Raw genomic sequence first — 16,856 nt, 5'->3', positions numbered from 1 at the left:
ATGGCCGGAGCCAACCATGCGCTATGTGAGTACCCGTAATTCGGCCGTGCAGGTCGATTTCGAAAAAGTCGTGTTATCGGGTGTGGCCGAGGACGGTGGACTGTTCGTGCCCCTCGAACTGCCGCTGTTTGAACCCCAGGAAATCGCCAACTGGTCGACCCTGTCCTATGACGAACTGGCCTATCGAGTGATGCGTCCGTTCGTGGGCGAGGCGATTCCTGAGGCCGACCTCAAGCGTCTGCTCAAGGACGCGGGTCGCCACTTCAACCATCGCTCCCTGGCGCCGCTGCATCAGGTGGATCGCAACGAATGGGTCCTGGAACTGTTCCATGGGCCGACCCGTTCTTCGAAGGATTTCGCCGCCCAGTTGCAGGCGCGGCTGGTGCAATATTTCCTGCAGAAAAACCAGCGGCGCGCCGTGGTGATCGGCGCCACCAACGGCGACACCGGGCTGGCGGCCATCGAGGCCTTCAAACACTGCGAAGAAACCGCCGTGGTGGTGATTTATCCCGAGGCCGGCGTACCCCACGAACAACTCCAGCACCTGCAAGCGGCGGCCCATCCCAGAGTTCATCTGTTTGCCGTCAACGGCAGCTTCGACGAATGCCAGACCCTCGTCAGCCGCCTGTTCCGGCACTGGCCTTGCGTCGGGCACGAGGCGATCAGCTTCAACTCCAGCAACTGGGTCGGCGTGTTGGCGCAACTGGTGTTTTACTTCCACGCCGTGCTGCAACTGGGCGGCGGTCAGCGCCCGATCGGTTTCAGCGTGCCGGCGGCGAGTTTTGCCGAAGTGTATGCCGGCTACATTGCGCAGAAAATGGGCTTACCGATCACCCAGATGATCGTGGCGACCAACCAGAATGACGCCCTGCATCAGTTGTTCCTGAAGAATCACTACTCGCGGTTGCGCGCCAACAAGACCCTGTCGCCGGCCATGGACCTGTCGATCTTTTCCAACCTGGAGCGGTTTCTCTGGGAACTCTACGGGCACGACGACCAGGCGGTGAGCGCGCTGATGGCCACCTTCGAAAGCAGCGGCGAGATGAGCATCGCCAACGAGTTCTGGTTGCAGGCGCGGATGATCATCGACTCTTACGCGGTCAGCGATGAACAGACCTTGGAGGAAATCACCTCGCTGTACCGCGACACCGGTTACATCATCGACCCGCACACCGCCACTGGCGTGCTCGCGGCCCGCCTGTACCGGCGCAGCCTGGTGGCGCCGATGGTGACCCTGGGGGAAATCTCCCCGGCCAAATCGGCGGCGCTGCTCGGCGAGCTGGGGATCAACATTGCGCCGCAGCAAACAGCGCTCGCGGAACACGGCCCGGCGCAGATCCATCGCATCCAGCCGGACGACCTCAGTGCTCTCCATCAACTGCTCGGCGCGTTGTAAGGAAACCCCATGAAGCGAATTCTCGACCCCCTCGACGAACGCATCCTCGCCGAACTGCGCCTCAACGCCCGCGCCGCCCACGCCGAACTGGCGGCCAAGGTCAACCTCTCGCGCAACGCCGTACGCCAACGCATCGAACGCCTCGAACGCGACGGCGCGATCCAGGGCTACACCGTGCGCACCGGGGAGGGCGCACACGCGTCGTCGAACATCAACGCAGTGATCTTCGTCTACCGCTACGACCGCATGCGCGGCGCCGAAGTGCTCCAAGCCTTGCGCGCCATGCCGGAAGTGCTCCAGTGCGACGTGATGAGCGGCGAGTTCGACCTGATGCTGCGGGTGGGCGCGGCGAACCCGGAACGGGTGCACAAAGTCTGGAAGGAAATCTCCGCCCTGCCTGGCGTGGAAAACACCGTGACTTCGTTCGTACTGTCATCGGTGGTCTAAAGCCGGCCATCACCCCCGTGGCGAGGGAGCTTGCTCCCGCTGGGCTGCGCAGCAGCCCTCGCTTTTCAGGCGGTCGCTACGCAACCGAACGGGAGCAAGCTCCCTCGCCACATAAACCCCATCAACCCGACCTACAAAACCAACCCCATTGGCTTTTTCCCATGCCCGCCGCCTCAGATGATGGGGTTCAAGTGAAGTCATCTGCCCCCCACAAAACCCCGTGGCGAGGGAGCTTGCTCCCGCTGGGCTGCGCAGCAGCCCCCGCTTTCGGCGGTCGCTACGCAACCGAGCGGGAGCAAGCTCCCTCGCCACATAAACCCCATCAACCCGACCTACAAAACCAACCCCCATTGGCTTTTTTCCATGCCCACCGCCTCAGATGATGGGGTCCAAGTGAAGTCATCTGCCCCCACAAAACCCCGGTGGCGAGGGAGCTTGCTCCCGCTGGGCTGCGCAGCAGCCCCCGCTTTCGGCGGTCGCTGCGCAACCGAGCGGGAGCAAGCTCCCTCGCCACATAAACCCCAGCAACCTGACCCACAAAACCAACCCCCATTGGCTTTTTCCATGCCCGCCGCCTCAGATGATGGGGGCCAAGTGAAGTCATCTGCCCCCCACAAAACCCCGTGGCGAGGGAGCTTGCTCCCGCTGGGCTGCGCAGCAGCCCCCGCTTTCGGCGGTCGCTGCGCAACCGAGCGGGAGCAAGCTCCCTCGCCACATAAACCCCAGCAACCTGACCTACAAAACCAACCCCCATTGGCTTTTTCCATGCCCGCCGCCTCAGATGATGGGGTCCAAGTGAAGTCATCTGCCCCCCACAAAACCCCGTGGCGAGGGAGCTTGCTCCCGCTGGACTGCGCAGCAGCCCCCGCTTTTTGGCGGCCACTTCATGGCAAAGAATTAACCTGTGGCGAGGGGATTTATCCCCGCTGGGCTGCGCAGCAGCCCCCGCTTTCGGCGGTCGCTGCGCAACCGAGCGGGAGCAAGCTCCCTCGCCACATAAACCCCATCAACCTGACCTACAAAGCCAACCCCCATTGGCTTTTTCCCATGCCTGCCAGCTTGCCCACCCCCTGGTCAAAACGCCCATAAAATAGAGCAAATTGCCATATTTCACTGCCCACCCCACCCCCCTAACCTAGATCCCAACAACCCCCCCCGGATCAAGGGCACAACAAAAATGACTGAATACAAACTCGCGCTGGTCGGCTTCGGCGGTGTAAACCGGGCATTGGCTCAACTGATTGCCGAGCGCAACCACCGCTGGAAAACCGAACTCGGCTTCACCCTGAAAATCGTCGGAGTAACCGACCTGTTCCTCGGCTCAATCATCAACCGCGAAGGCCTCGACGCCGCACTGCTCGCCAAACTCCCAGCCACCCAAGGCGCGTTCGCCCAATGGCCAACCGGCACCGCCGAAGCCCTCAATGAAGCCGTGATCAAAGACAGCGGCGCCGACATCATCGCCGAAGCCACCTTCACCAACCCGGTGGACGGCGAGCCTGCCACCTCGTTCTGCCGCTGGGCGCTGGAACGCGGCAAACACGTGGTCACCACCAACAAAGGCCCCATCGCCCTGCACGGCGCCGAACTCAAAGCCCTGGCCCAGCACAACAACGTCGCCTTCGAATACGAAGGCTCGGTGATGAGCGGCACCCCTGTCATTCGCCTCGCCAAACAATCCCTGGCCGGCAGTGAAATCACCGGTTTCGAAGGCATCCTCAACGGCACCTCCAACTTCGTCCTCACCTGCATGGAAGGCGGCCTCGGGTTTGTCGAAGCAGTCAAAAAAGCCCAGGAACTGGGCTACGCCGAAGCCGACCCAACCGCGGACGTCGAAGGCCATGACGTGCGCCTCAAAGTCGTCATCCTCGCCAACGAACTGCTGGACGCCAAGCTCACCGTCAACGACGTCGCCTGCAACGGCATCTCCGCCCTGGGCCTGGACGACATCGAAAAAGCCCGCCAGGACGGCGCCCGCTGGAAACTCATCGGCGCCGCCACACGCAACACCGACGGCGCCATCAGCGCCAGCGTCGAACCGCGCCTGCTGAACAACGACCACCCACTGGCCAGCATCAGCGGCGCCACCAACGCCGTGTCCTTCACCAGTGAACTGCTCGGCGCCGTCACCGTGTCCGGCCCCGGCGCAGGCCGCACCGAAACCGCCTTCGCGCTGCTGTCAGACATCATCAACATCCACCAATCCGCCGCCCGCAACCAGGAGTAAAACCATGAACGTCTCCCGTCTGGCCCTGGCTGTGACCGAGCCGCAAATCGAAGTCCTCAACCCGTACGACGGCTCCGTCGTCGGCACCGTAGCCGACGTCTGCGCCAGCCAAGTACCGCAATTGCTGGAAACCGGGCGCAACGGCGCCCGAGCCTGCGCCGCGCTGCCCCGTCATCGCCGCGCCAGCATCCTCGAACAGGCCGCCGCGAACATCCAACGCGACGCCAAAACCTTCGCCCGGCTGATCGTCGACGAAGCCGGCAAGACCCTCAAGCAGGCGGAAAAAGAAGTCAAACGCTGCATCAACACCCTCAAGCTCTCCGCCGAAGAAGCCCGGCGCAACGCTGGCGAAGTGGTGCCGTTCGACGCCTACGAAGGCGCTGAGTCGCGCCAGGGCTGGTTCACCCGCGAACCCCTGGGCCTGATCGTCGCCATCACCCCCTACAACGACCCGCTGAACCTGGTGGCCCACAAACTCGGCCCGGCCATTGCCGGCGGCAACGCGGTGATCCTCAAACCGTCCGAGCTGACCCCATTGTCGGCGCTCAAACTGGTCGCCTGCCTGGTCGAGGCCGGCCTGCCCGAATCCGTGGTCACCGTCGCCACTGGCGGCGCCGAACTCGGCAAAGCCCTGGTCGCCGCCCGCGACGTACGCATGATCTCCTTCACCGGCGGCTTCGTCACCGGCGAACAAATCGCCCGCACCGCCGGCCTGAAAAAACTCGCCATGGACCTGGGCGGCAACGCCCCCGTCATCGTCATGGCCGACTGCGACCTCGACGCCGCCGTCGACAGCTGCATCTCCGGCGCCTTCTGGGCCGCCGGCCAAAACTGCATCGGCACCCAACGCCTGCTCATCCAGGCACCGATCTACGCAGCCTTCCGCGAACGCTTCGTCCAAAAGGCCCAAGCCCTCGTGGTCGGCAACCCACTGCTCGCCCACACCGACATCGGCCCGATGATCACCCACCAAGCCGCGCAAAACGCCGAACACGTGGTGAACGAAGCCCTGCAACAAGGCGCCACCTTACTCTGCGGCCACCGCCGCCAAGGCGCCTGCTATGCCGCTACGGTATTGGAAAACGTCGACCATGCCAGCCGACTCTGGCGCAACGAGGTCTTCGCACCGGTGGTGGTGTTGCAGCCGTTCGACGCGTTTGATGAGGCTATCGCGCTGGCTAACGAACCTGAATACGCCCTTCATGCCGGGATTTTCACCAACAACTTGGCAACGGCGATGAGCGCTGCTCGGCGGATCGAGGCGGGCGGCGTGATGATCAACGACTCGTCGGATTTTCGGTTCGATGCGATGCCGTTTGGCGGCTCCAAGTACGGCAGTTTGGGCAGGGAAGGGGTGCGGTTTGCGTATGAGGAAATGACCCAGCCGAAGGTGGTTTGTTTGAATACGTTGGGGTGATTAGTCAGGTCGCTGGCATCGGGCAGATTTGGTCACCTGCCTGATGCTTTTCTGCACAAACCACACAGCCACCGCATACCCTGTGGGAGCGAGCTTGCTCGCGATAGCGATACACCAGTCAACATCAGAATCACTGACTCCCCGCCTTATGTTGGGCTTTACGCACGACGCGCAAGCTCAGTTGAGCAATCCCTCTATGCACTACTTCCGCCTGTTGCCAGTTACGCGCGCTTTCCACTGAGCAGCGGCTCAGAGCACCGAGCGTGCTGGCAACGTCGTCGATCTCCCCGAGAACAAACTTCTGCAAACGCTCAAGGCTGAAACGTATCAGCTTCAAGAAAAATCAAAATATGCACAAATGCATTTTTTTGCTTGACCCGCATGCATGAGCCTCTATAAGGTGGCTTCACTGTATGCGCATCCAGTATTTCTAAAGCATCATTTATTTGAATCCATTCATGGACGAGGTCTTACCTTATGAAAACCACCACTGAAAAATTCGGCGTAACCCCCCATCAACCCAGCCTCTGGACCCGCGCTGATGCGTTGAAAGTCCGGGCGGACGATCCCACCACCACTCAACCTCTGGTCAGCGCGGATTTCCCAGTACTGAACAACGACGTGTTCATCTGGGACACCATGCCCCTACGCGACTTGGACGGTAACGTGACGTCCGTCGACGGCTGGTCGGTGATCTTCACCCTGACGGCCGATCGTCATCCAAACGACCCGGCGTACCTCGATGAGAACGGCAACTACGACATCCTCCGCGATTGGAACGATCGTCACGGTCGGGCAAAGATGTACTACTGGTTTTCCCGTACCGGCAAGCACTGGGAATTCGGCGGCCGCGTAATGGCCGAAGGCGTTTCGCCGACCGCTCGCGAATGGGCCGGTACGCCGATCCTGTTGAACGACCGAGGTGAAGTGGACCTGTATTACACCGCCGTCACCCCGGGCGCGACCATCGTCAAAGTGCGCGGTCGGGTCGTGACCACCGAACATGGTGTCAGCATGGTCGGCTTCGAGAAGGTCAAGCCGCTGTTCGAGGCCGACGGCAACATGTACCAGACCGAAGCCCAAAACGCTTTCTGGGGCTTCCGCGACCCATGGCCTTTCCGCGATCCGAACGACGGCAAGCTGTACATGCTGTTCGAGGGCAACGTGGCCGGTGAGCGCGGCTCGCACAAGGTGGGAGAAGCGGAAATCGGCGACGTGCCACCGGGTTATGAAGACGTCGGCAACTCGCGCTTCCAGACGGCCTGCGTTGGCATCGCCGTGGCCCGCGACGCAGACGGCGACGACTGGGAAATGTTGCCGCCACTGCTGACCGCCGTGGGCGTCAACGACCAGACCGAGCGCCCGCACTTCGTGTTCCAGGATGGCAAGTACTACCTGTTCACGATCAGCCACACCTTCACCTATGGCGACGGTGTGACCGGGCCGGACGGCGTGTACGGTTTTGTCGCGGACTCGCTGTTCGGCCCCTACGTGCCGCTCAACGGTTCCGGCCTGGTGCTGGGCAACCCGTCCTCCCAGCCATTCCAGACCTACTCGCACTATGTGATGCCAAACGGCCTGGTGACCTCCTTTATCGACAGCGTACCGACCGACGAAACCGGCACGCAGATTCGTGTGGGTGGCACAGAGGCACCCACGGTGGGCTTGAAAATAAAAGGGCAGCAGACGTTTGTGGTGGGCGAGTACGACTACGGGTACATCCCGCCGATGCTCGACGTTACGCTTAAGTAATAGCAACACAGGGGGGCAGGGCAGCGGGTTTGAGGTCGATGACAAAACCGTTGTGGATATGATCGAGATATTCCGCCTGATTTATTGCGATGTTGCTCGCGAGCCCCGTTGAACAACGAGTCGTAACCCTCTTCGCGACTGGCTGCAAGGATGCAGTCAGTTGCGAATGCATTCCCCTTCGACGTATGTACACAAGCTCCTCTGTGGGAGCGAGCCTGCTCGCGATAGCGGTGTATCAGCAACATTCCGGCCAGCTGTTTATCGTGACTCCACGAGACTAGCCAAGACCGACATCGCCTTGCGCCATTGCCTACAACTACGCCAGAATCCGCCGGCTTGTGCGTCTTGGGTCGCGTCGGTAGTTTGGGACCTGTCACTGCTCATCAGTGATCGGGTTTAGTCGCCCAGGGTGAAACAGGTTGTGCAAGGCGTCATCCAGTCAGGATTCCCATCCTGCACTTGATGGTGGCTGTGCGCAGGGCGTCCTCGGACGCGCCGGTTTCTTGTTTCCCCGGTCGACTAACCTGCGTACAGCTGCCTCCCATCGTTTAGTCGCGAGCGGGTGATGGCTCCAACTACAGGAAGCAAGACAATGGCAAAAGTGACTCCAAATCCCCCAGATACAGACGAACACGTATCCCGCTCCCAATCCGCTCGAAATAAAAAACTCGACGAAGCAGCCACGCGTGCTTTGGATTTCTATCTGAAGCCTACGCCGAAGAACGAAACGTCCGACAAACCCAACACCATCTTCCGTATTGCACCTGATGTTGATTCGGAATGTCTGCTTGCCAATCTCAGTGAAAACCTGGCTTCGGCGAATGCCATGATCAGTGATTTGGCGTTTGATCTGGATGGGTCACGGCGGCATGTGGCGTTGGGGATTTTGCAGGTGATTGAGTTGAGTGAACTGTTGGCTAATCGGGCTTTGGATATTGTTGAGGTGAGGTAGAAGGGCGAGGCATTCGCGCTTTGAGAGGAAAAAAGGTCTTGCTCAGCAAGGCCTTTTTTCGTAAGAGCTCGCGGCAAGGCATCAGATATGGGAGCGCCGAGGGGGCGTCGCTCAGTTTCGGCTGTGATTTTCATTTAATCGCTAATGTAGATCATGATCACGGCAGCGCCCTAGACCGGTAACTACGCGGACTGGTTTATTAAATCACTATCGTCGGTAGCGCCTGCCGCAGTGTGCTTTGTAAGAAGCGCAGGTCGGCAACGAACAGCTCTTTATCCACCCAAAACTCATGCAGTTGCTGGCTCGCGATCATAATGAGTTCAAGACTTACGGCGGATCTTCTCAACGGGTGGTGGCTTGTTTGGATGCGTTGGAGGCGCGTTGTTTATTGGTGCGATTTGAATCTGGGGGCGGCTGACGTTGTCTTGCGCCATTGCCTACAACTACGCCAGAATCCGCCGGCTTGTGCACCTTGAGTCCCCTCGGTAGTTTGAATCCGTCACTGCTCATCAGTGATCGGGTTTCGCAGCCCGGACTCTATAGGCGCACAACGTCACCTTCGAAAGCAGATCGCCCATGTCTGTGATTTCGTCAGAGGTGGCTGTGCGTGGGAGACCCTCGGGTCTGCCGGTCCCTAGAGTCCCGGTCTGCGAACCCGCGTACAGCTGCCACCCCATACTTCGTTTCGCAGCGAAGGGTGGTAGCTCCAACAGACTCTAGGAGTTTTACCATGGTCAAAATTACACCGAATCCGCCAGCTACCGACGAAACCGTGTCCCGCGTTCAGTCGGCTCGCAACAAGAAGCTTGATGATGCTGCTACCCGGGCTTTGGATTTTTATCTGAAGCCTACGCCTGAGAAGGAAACGTCTGACAAACCCAACACCATCTTCCGTATCGCACCTGATGTTGATTCGGAATGTCTGCTTGCCAGTCTCAGCGAAAACCTGGCTTCGGCCAATGCCATGATCAGTGATTTGGCGTTTGATCTTGAGGGATCGCGACGGCGTGTTGCGATGGGGATTTTGCAGGTGATTGAGGTGAGTGAGCTGTTGGCGAATCGGGCTTTGGATATTGTTGAGGTGAGGTGAGGTGAGGTGAGGTGAGGTAGGGCGGGGCGCAAGCTGTCTTTCGGCAACAAAAAGGTCTTGCATAGCAAGACCTTTACGAAAACTAGGATGGATACAAAAAAGACTGATCAACAAAATTCCATGTATTCACAGAGCAAGATAGCCGTCCTCAATCATCTGTCCCCGTAGTTTCCAAAGTTCGATACACTGACGTTCCGTAGGAAGCTTATGGGGGATTTGAGTTGCGATACTCAATAGACTAACTTGCTTGGGCGAAAATTTCCCCTTCTTGATCCCCCAATTTAATAGCCGTGTCCATTCCGCGCCGGGCAAGTCCACGACCATAATTTGAAGTTGTATGCCATCATCAGTTTTTTGCATCGTTTTCGATTTTTTTCCATCCTCAACAGAGAGGCGCACATCTTGAAGAAATTCATCTGAGTTTGAAACTAGCTTTACTTTGGTGTTTTTTACTTGTTCCCAACAGGCTTGCATTTTTGCCCACTCAGTGACGTTATCCTTGGGTCTGTCAGGATCGGTAAGCACGAGAAAAACTTTTTCTGCAATTATAGAGAGTTGGTCGCATAATGCCTGCGGAACAGTCTGTAGATCCCAAATAGTTCTGAAGTTGAATTGCTTGCCCAGTGCATCCTCAGATATCAAATTATGAAGCTTGGCGATCGAGTAAGTTACGATGTTTGCACGATATCCCCCTTGGTACCATGTCTGTTGGCTAACCAGAGACTCCGTTTTTCTGAAAATTATAGCTAGAGCAACTAGGCTGCGAAAGTACTCTTCATTATAAGTCTTGCCGTCCGATATCCAAGATTTTGAAATGATGTCAGCAAAAAATATAAAGTTTTTTTGCGCCCCCATGCTTACTCTATGGGGTTGCTCGCGCCAACTATTTTCATATTTTGCAACATCGGTTTTTGTAAATAGCTGGTTTTTTGGATTTTGTACTAAAAAGTGGTTTTTTTGTGCGCTTGTGAGCTTGGCTTGTTCATTAAAATACTGACCTCTAGCTCGCTCATAAAACCAATGTGTTCCAAATTGTGCCCCGGTTTTGGGCGAGGTGAACAGTCGGCGAGAAAATTCTTGAAGGCGAATATGAAACGGGTGGTTGGAGAAAAAGTCTGCATCGCTAACTTTGTTCTGGCTATTCGCGTAACGTGCGATTTCTGGAGTTAACTCCCCAGCTTTTTCCGGTGGCAGAACAGAAAGCTTCATCTGCACCATAACTTTTGAGAGGTCCAAGCAGTCTTTGCGTGCAGTACCACCTCTTTTTGCAAACGCTAACGACGCCGTAGTTTGCCCTCCGTTCACAATTTGAAGGTTCACCGCGCTTCGAATACGCGTCCCCCCCGCATCCTCTTCTATTACAACATTTTCAGCAGTCGCCGCAATTCCATTATTGAATGCAAAAAACATTTCTGGCTGATTACGAATCGTGTTTTGTATTGCTGCGTTAACCTTGCCTTTTGTACTCAAAAATGTTCGAACATTACCTTCAAGCAATCTGCTGCCGTAAATGTCGTATATATCCGCTAAAGTGTCACCGGGAATCATGCAAAGATAAGCGCTATAGTCTCCCTGGGATTCGGCAGCAGCAAGGCATTTCAGACCACTCGTTTTATTTGTCGAAAAGTCAACAACAAGATCGTCGCGCCCAGTAGCTGAGATATAAGCTGAATGGAATCGTCCGATATCCCAGATATGGAACTCGACAGGAGTTCCGCTCACAGCATCTTCAGGCCATCCTTTCTGACGAGTTTTTAGCATGCCATCGCTAACGAAATAGAAACGATATTTCGTTATTTTCGAATGCCAATTCATTAAGTCACATGCGAAGCCAAAGCCTGGTTGGCTTTCGTCTACACTACCGTCAGTTAAGTTGCCCTCCAATGCCTCTTCAAGAAAGGCACGCAAATCACCGAGTGCAGCCTTTGCATCGGAAGTAATAAACGAGGGCACCTCATCCTCATTAAAAAACTCAGCTATCAGAAGAGCCATCGAGTTGTCGGCATCATCAAACGAATAGCCGTCCACTCGAAGCTTTTTGCGCTTTCCATTGACGCCCTCAAATCTGCACATTTCGAAGGAAAGAAGCTCCTCCGCTTCTACCAGCCTCTCTCCGCACTCCTCCACAAATGCGGTGCGAATGAAGTCGCGCGAAGATTCGGCTTTTGAACGGACGGTCTCTATGATGTCTTTATGAAATGTGAGGAGATCCATATAACTTACTCCTTCGCTATATCTGAAAAGGTATGCAGCTTTGGAGGTTTAGTTTGTATTTGACACTACGAATTCCTGTCGATAGATCTTGTGGGCGAATACAGGGGAAACCAGTGCTGACTTTATAACGGGTTACTTTGCCTAGAGTCATTACCCACGCATCATATTCGGGGCGTATAACATAGCCAGATCTCAGTAGTGCACTTTCAAACGCTGAATATGTGTCAAAATCTGATTTAATTACTCTTCGGATTTCATCAATCAACTGATTAAGTGTGAAGCCAGCTTCCGTATCCTCAGATCCACTTCCGAGCTCGACAACGACGAGCTCCAACTCTCGGTGGGTGAAGTCAAGTTGTCTTTCCGAGGCTATTATAACCTCATTGGTCGCTGGCCAAATTGTCTTGACCTCCCACGCATTTTTTTCAAATTGGAAGTCCTGATCAGCTCGATCGGGCCCTTTCCAGCTCTGAACTGCCGCTGATGCGCTAATAGTCCCAATTAGCGCCTTTAGGTGAAGAAGCTCACCAGTCAATCCTCGAACTTGCCCTTCGGTCAATAAATCGAAATTCCCTCGTTCAAATAGCAAGCGCCAGCTAACAAGACGAGCTAAAACAAATGGAAGGCCTCTAGATCTCTCCCCACATTGACGTGAAGATTCAATTAGGTCTCCGCAGAAGAGCAAGAACAACTCGGAAAGCTCAGGTTTTTCTAATATGAAAAGTAGAGACCATTGGTTATCATCTCGGAGCACGCTGTGAATTTTTACTGATTGGAGTTCCAACTCAACACTAGGGTTTTTTTGTGTAATCAACAAGAGTGTGAGCCTGCCTATTGAATCCACTCCGGCGTAAAAATCAAGCAAATGCTCCGCGTCAATTCGGCGAAAACCGGATCCGACACCTTCCGACTTAATCGCCGTCCAGATGGATTTAACCTTATTCGTCATCATCTTCATCGTCCTCATCATCGTTGTCGTCAATGGAGGGATTATCTCCAGACAAAATATTTCTGAGTTCAACAAGATTAATCCGATAAGCGACTCGGTGACTCGACACATTAAGAGAGGGGAAGCTTAGACCTATTGCCACAAGCGCATCACAATCGGAAGGAAGTGTATAAGGACTTTCCTCATTGCTCTCACTTCTAGGCTGAATCAAATGGATCAACAGCAGCGGCGCCTGCCTAACAGCAGCATATGCTTTACCTGGTATTGTTTGAACGCTTTTCTTGGACTCGCTTCGGAAGCGAAGGTCTGCTGCCTGCACTTCAGCTGCAGATAATCCAACTTTCTCATCACCTGCAGAGCCCACTCGAAGTTTATTCCCGTTAACAAGCAAGGCTTTGATACTTTCATCAATGGAGATTTTCCGAATTCGCCTTTTGACTTCTATGTCACCCAAAAACTTGATTGAATCTCCGCTACCTGTTGGTAAAGCCACATCCCAGTGATCGAGCTTTTCATCATCTGATTTCTCGATAAAGTCTGCCAAACTCGATGTTTGTAGTTTGACGCTAAGGGGATGGTTGACAAATGCCTTTAAAAATTTTACAACCAATTGTTTCGGCACGGACCGCCATACAGGAAAGGAGCCATTCTCAGATTTTGCAGTTGGGCAAGAGACCACTGAACGTATGAAACTTTGCGCTTCCTTATAGTTCGCGGTAACTATAGAAGGGTCTTTCAATAATCTAGGCGACTCTAAACTTTCTTCAGTTATAGAAATAATTTGGATGATTTCGTCCGAGTCCCGCATTTTATTTCTGGCGGTAATAAGTAGTGATTCAGGGTGAGACCTTACGCGCAGTCCAAAGTCAATTGGTTTCAGGCGGGAGTTCTGCATTCGACGCACTTCATTACGTAATTCGTCGGTGGCCTCCGAAATATGAGCATACCAATCAGCGGTTTCCTCAGTCATCCAAATTTTACACAGATCTTCATAGCCAACGCGGTAGCCGAACCACCGCCCCATTTGAAGCAACGCGTCGTACATCTGAGTAGATCTGTAGAAATAGCTGACACATAGTCCTTCTAACGTTAAACCGCGTGCCAAGCTATTGCCGCCCACCGCTATAACTCTTAGTCCGTGTTCTTTGTAGGCGGCGTAATCTAGGCTGGCAGGTCCACTTTTTTGGTTTACGGCTGTAGTTTGAATCGGTAGTGTGGAGGCCACAAGCTGGGCTTGGACTTCGCTCCAAGATACCTCCAAATTGGAAAAAAGCCGTTGAAACTTATTAAAAAGAGTATTTATGGTTTGGTTTTGCATCGCCTCATCGAAAGACAATGATGCATAATTCTGAATATCACCCTGCATCAGACGGACCTCATGGTCCAAGATATCCCTAACTTGGTCTTGTATTAATGTGAAGTGACTCACGTTTACTAGCATGGATCTGTGCTTTGGCATCCCAGCACGGATATCCATCAGTGTATTGACCAAGAAGAAGCAGACAACCGCGTCTATTAGAGAGGGGGGGACTCCCTCTATGTTGCTATCAGAGGTTTGCCCACGAGGAAAATATTCTTCCGCATCGTGAATTACCTCTAAGCATTTCAAATCAGATGTTTCGCTGAAAATCCGGCTCGCCCCAACGTAGTTTGTAGGGGCTTCCAAGGTGTAAATAAAATCACGAGGGAATAAATCATCCCCCTCAACATTATTCGTGGTGTCGGGATTTATAAATACATTCGCGAAGGGAGTGGCGGTGAAGCCGACGTAGCTGGATCTCGGAAAAACTTTTAGCAATCCTCGTATGGCCGAATTTATCGCAGTTGCTTTTTTGGGGTTTGTATTAATGGACGCGTTATCTGCTTCGTCATCAATCAACAGTAGGGGGATGTCAATATTTCCACCCGCACTTGCATTATAGTTAACCAGCCAGTCGGCAAGATTTTCGAGAATTCGCTTATTTTTTTTTACTACAAGGAGTACCGGTTCCCTATAGTCCCTTAACCTAAAACCTAACTGATTTACAGTTGTTGCCTTGAAATCACCTACTGTAGATGTGAAAACCCCAGCTGACCTCGCAGCGTCAATTAGTCCTACCCCGATTTCTTTTCTATGGCGTTTTCTGTTATTAACGACGCCCGAACTATCAAGCCCAACGAAGCCCGCGTCCAAGCGTTCTTGGGTTTGCCGTCTCAAACTTTCTAACGTGCCCGTCAACAGAATCACTAGCTTATAACCGGCATCCGCTGCCTTGCAGATAAGACCAGTATAATTTGACGTCTTCCCTGACTGAACGTCGCCCATTACCAAGCCCCGACGAGGCCATCCGGTGCGACCCGATGGATCTCCCATTAAATCCAAGATCTCATCTGTAACCTTGTCTAGCGAATTAACGACCTTGGGACCCCAACCCTGTTTCAAAAGGTCTGTTTTATAGCGATTCCAATAAAATGGGTCGATTTCGGCTTTTCGAGCTCTTAACCATGGGTTTTGTTCGTCGTAAACACAATCGCCCAATCCCATGTCAACTGTAAGGGCCTCATGAAGTCGCTTAATTACGGTTTCAAACTCTTCATCGGTGACTGTATAGGGGGGGATTGACCGAAGAGTGGAGGCTAAGTCTAAAATACCTCCCTCGGTTGGAATTCCATCGACCGTCAGTGCCATGATAACACCTAGTTCCAAACGCCGAGCGTTCGCTGACAATACCTTCCTGGAAGCCTCACTCATGACTCATATTCCTCAATAATTTTTTTTGTCAGCGCCGGATATAAATTAAATGGTTCAATCAAATGGAGGGACATTAGCAGTTGTTTTCGAACCGGTGAGTCCACGGGCATATTGCTCAGAAGATCCGCGATCATGCCGTTAATGCTTTCGACTGAACTATCGTTGGCGAAGTCAGATCTGATATCACTCGCCATTCGATTATACAAGGCGTCTGCAGGAAAGGAGCTTTCAATAACGCCTAGAATCAGGTTGAACTGCATCCGCCCTTCTTTACTGAGAAATTTAGAAAACTCTGAAATTATTGGGTGCTTTCGATTGATGTCGAATCGGACCCCTGATCTATCGATAACCTCATTCCATCCAGCAGCGACCTCAGAGTCAGAGACTTTTCGGCCTTTAAAAGTAATTGTTCGCCCACTTACGGCTCTAATTCTATCTACGGTTCGCTTCAGATTTAATCGGACTATCTCAGGCGGGTGGGCAGCCGATTTTTTTATGTCTAAGGTCCAAAGATGATCAAGCGCATTTGGAATGTCCACCCGAACGCGTGCAAGTTTGCTCAGCTCATCTTTTCGCGCCAAGCGAAACCATGTGCCCCAAATGATCAGTCGTCTATTTCTGTAAATATAGAAACCCTGCTGGCTTCGAACTCCCTCGGTTCCACCAACAAGTTGTGTGTCGTTATTATTAAGTTTGCTTATGTGAGGCAAGATAAAAGGTTTGACCACAACCTTCTTGCCCTCTACGGAAAAAATCTCCTCGTCCAATGGCTGTGTGGCTTTGTGATGGCTAAGGAACGGGTCAAACGGCACAATTAAAGAGCCGTTCAAAGCTATTGAAATTTTAGGTTTACTTCCTTCTTTAACTAGGAATCTATGGAAAACAAGTGATAAGTGCTCGCGAGCGGCCAACATTTTCATGCCTAGCGCACTTTCTGGATCTGTTTCTCCAATAAGTAGCTTGTCTAAGTTTTGCCACAATACAATTGTTCCGGTTTTCTGCAACGAAAGCTGATTAAAATGAGGTAGAGCTTGGTATTCTGATGCTTCCAGCTGAAGCATTACCCAAGCGCCTTTTTCGATAACGACATCAAGGTCCCAGCAATAGGCACTTATATTCGCTTCTTGTTTCGAAATGACTGTCATGCGTCGACATTGAGATATGGAAGCGGTTTTTAACCCTAAGCCGTAGCGGCCCATATCCTCCCCGCTTCTTTCTAGAAGGGGGTTTTTACTGCCGTGTCGCATTGCGTTCTGCAGCGTCTCATGCGACATACCTTTCCCATCGTCTATAACCGCGATGTAAGGGTTATCGTTAGGGCGGAACTCGATATGAATCTCTTTTGCGTGGGCGGAAATACTGTTATCTATCAAATCCGCCACGGCCGAATCCAATGTATATCCAATAGATCGCATTGACTCGAGCAAGGAGGCTGCGTGGGGAGGGTGCTGAACCTCTATCATCGCAGCCGCCTTCCGGTACGGAAGTCAATCAAAATGGTCTCGAACAGAAGCATCCTTGTCCCCCTGCGGGCTAGCTTTAATTCCTTGCAGTCCATCCTGCCGCGCAGCATGGCTTTGATCATAGATTAGCCGACAAGGCATGACATCTATTGGCCACCATTCTTTACACAAATTTAGCTATGTCGCAAGTCCGATTTGCTGGTCGCATTGCGTTATTT

General features: G+C 53.5%; 11 protein-coding genes and 1 pseudogene. 8 read left to right on the top strand and 4 right to left on the bottom strand.

From position 1 onward, the window contains the following. The first annotated feature begins 16 nt into the window (after positions 1-16). The 8 genes and pseudogenes from thrC to QNH97_RS25080 all read left to right on the top strand — a co-directional run bounded on the left by thrC (position 17) and on the right by QNH97_RS25080 (position 9,281). Positions 17-1,396 carry a threonine synthase gene (gene thrC / locus QNH97_RS25110; protein ID WP_283554382.1) on the top strand — a complete coding sequence of 460 codons (1,380 nt, stop codon included), beginning with the start codon at positions 17-19 and terminating at the stop codon, positions 1,394-1,396. 9 nt (positions 1,397-1,405) lie between these two features. Continuing rightward, positions 1,406-1,843: an Lrp/AsnC family transcriptional regulator gene (locus QNH97_RS25105; RefSeq protein ID WP_283554381.1), complete on the top strand. Its 438-nt coding sequence runs from the start codon at positions 1,406-1,408 to the stop codon at positions 1,841-1,843. A 1,177-nt stretch (positions 1,844-3,020) separates the two neighbouring features. Continuing rightward, entirely contained in the window at positions 3,021-4,070 is a 1,050-nt protein-coding gene (locus tag QNH97_RS25100; RefSeq protein ID WP_283554380.1) for a homoserine dehydrogenase, read from the top strand. A 4-nt stretch (positions 4,071-4,074) separates the two neighbouring features. Next, entirely contained in the window at positions 4,075-5,487 is a 1,413-nt protein-coding gene (locus QNH97_RS25095; protein WP_283554379.1) for an aldehyde dehydrogenase family protein, read from the top strand. 477 nt (positions 5,488-5,964) lie between these two features. Beyond that, complete coding sequence (locus QNH97_RS25090; RefSeq protein ID WP_283554378.1) at positions 5,965-7,239, top strand: glycoside hydrolase family 68 protein; 1,275 nt, start codon at positions 5,965-5,967, stop codon at positions 7,237-7,239. Between the two features lie 592 nt (positions 7,240-7,831). Then, entirely contained in the window at positions 7,832-8,191 is a 360-nt protein-coding gene (locus QNH97_RS25085; RefSeq protein ID WP_283554377.1) for a DUF6124 family protein, read from the top strand. Between the two features lie 244 nt (positions 8,192-8,435). Continuing rightward, positions 8,436-8,522 (top strand): annotated as a pseudogene (locus QNH97_RS29385) (cell filamentation protein Fic); the annotation flags it as partial. Between the two features lie 399 nt (positions 8,523-8,921). Further along, the gene (locus tag QNH97_RS25080; protein ID WP_283554376.1) at positions 8,922-9,281 is read left to right on the top strand and encodes a DUF6124 family protein; all 360 of its coding nucleotides are present in this window, start codon (positions 8,922-8,924) and stop codon (positions 9,279-9,281) included. Positions 9,282-9,407: 126 nt separating this feature from the next. Here the strand turns inward: QNH97_RS25080 and QNH97_RS25075 are convergent, their stop codons facing one another. From QNH97_RS25075 to QNH97_RS25060, 4 genes are read right to left on the bottom strand one after another with little or no spacing between them, the layout of a single operon-like run. After that, positions 9,408-11,495 (bottom strand): AIPR family protein, encoded by a 2,088-nt coding sequence (locus tag QNH97_RS25075; RefSeq protein WP_283554375.1) that lies wholly within the window; start codon positions 11,493-11,495, stop codon positions 9,408-9,410. A gap of 16 nt (positions 11,496-11,511) precedes the next feature. Then, positions 11,512-12,453: a PD-(D/E)XK motif protein gene (locus QNH97_RS25070; protein ID WP_283554374.1), complete on the bottom strand. Its 942-nt coding sequence runs from the start codon at positions 12,451-12,453 to the stop codon at positions 11,512-11,514. Then, a complete protein-coding gene (locus QNH97_RS25065) occupies positions 12,434-15,112 on the bottom strand; it encodes a Z1 domain-containing protein (protein ID WP_283554373.1) in 2,679 nt (892 codons plus the stop codon). Before QNH97_RS25065 ends, QNH97_RS25070 begins: the two co-directional genes overlap by 20 nt. A 59-nt stretch (positions 15,113-15,171) precedes the next feature. After that, complete coding sequence (locus QNH97_RS25060; RefSeq protein ID WP_283554372.1) at positions 15,172-16,557, bottom strand: ATP-binding protein; 1,386 nt, start codon at positions 16,555-16,557, stop codon at positions 15,172-15,174. Positions 16,558-16,856: the final 299 nt, after the last annotated feature.

Source organism: Pseudomonas sp. G2-4 (assembly GCF_030064125.1).
In the GTDB taxonomy this organism is placed as follows: Bacteria; Pseudomonadota; Gammaproteobacteria; order Pseudomonadales; family Pseudomonadaceae; genus Aquipseudomonas.
Note: the sequence above shows the minus strand (reverse complement) of the source record. Positions and strands in the feature narration are given on the sequence as shown.

What these genes read in the sequence shown, in the direction of transcription:
- thrC (WP_283554382.1), top strand. Translation starts at nt 17, where the DNA reads ATGCGCTATGTGAGTACCCGTAATTCGGCCGTGCAGGTCGATTTCGAA.
- QNH97_RS25095 (WP_283554379.1), top strand. Translation starts at nt 4,075, where the DNA reads ATGAACGTCTCCCGTCTGGCCCTGGCTGTGACCGAGCCGCAAATCGAA.
- QNH97_RS25100 (WP_283554380.1), top strand. Translation starts at nt 3,021, where the DNA reads ATGACTGAATACAAACTCGCGCTGGTCGGCTTCGGCGGTGTAAACCGG.
- QNH97_RS25090 (WP_283554378.1), top strand. Translation starts at nt 5,965, where the DNA reads ATGAAAACCACCACTGAAAAATTCGGCGTAACCCCCCATCAACCCAGC.
- QNH97_RS25070 (WP_283554374.1), bottom strand. Translation starts at nt 12,453, where the DNA reads ATGAAGATGATGACGAATAAGGTTAAATCCATCTGGACGGCGATTAAG.
- QNH97_RS25080 (WP_283554376.1), top strand. Translation starts at nt 8,922, where the DNA reads ATGGTCAAAATTACACCGAATCCGCCAGCTACCGACGAAACCGTGTCC.
- QNH97_RS25085 (WP_283554377.1), top strand. Translation starts at nt 7,832, where the DNA reads ATGGCAAAAGTGACTCCAAATCCCCCAGATACAGACGAACACGTATCC.
- QNH97_RS25075 (WP_283554375.1), bottom strand. Translation starts at nt 11,495, where the DNA reads ATGGATCTCCTCACATTTCATAAAGACATCATAGAGACCGTCCGTTCA.
- QNH97_RS25065 (WP_283554373.1), bottom strand. Translation starts at nt 15,112, where the DNA reads ATGGCACTGACGGTCGATGGAATTCCAACCGAGGGAGGTATTTTAGAC.
- QNH97_RS25105 (WP_283554381.1), top strand. Translation starts at nt 1,406, where the DNA reads ATGAAGCGAATTCTCGACCCCCTCGACGAACGCATCCTCGCCGAACTG.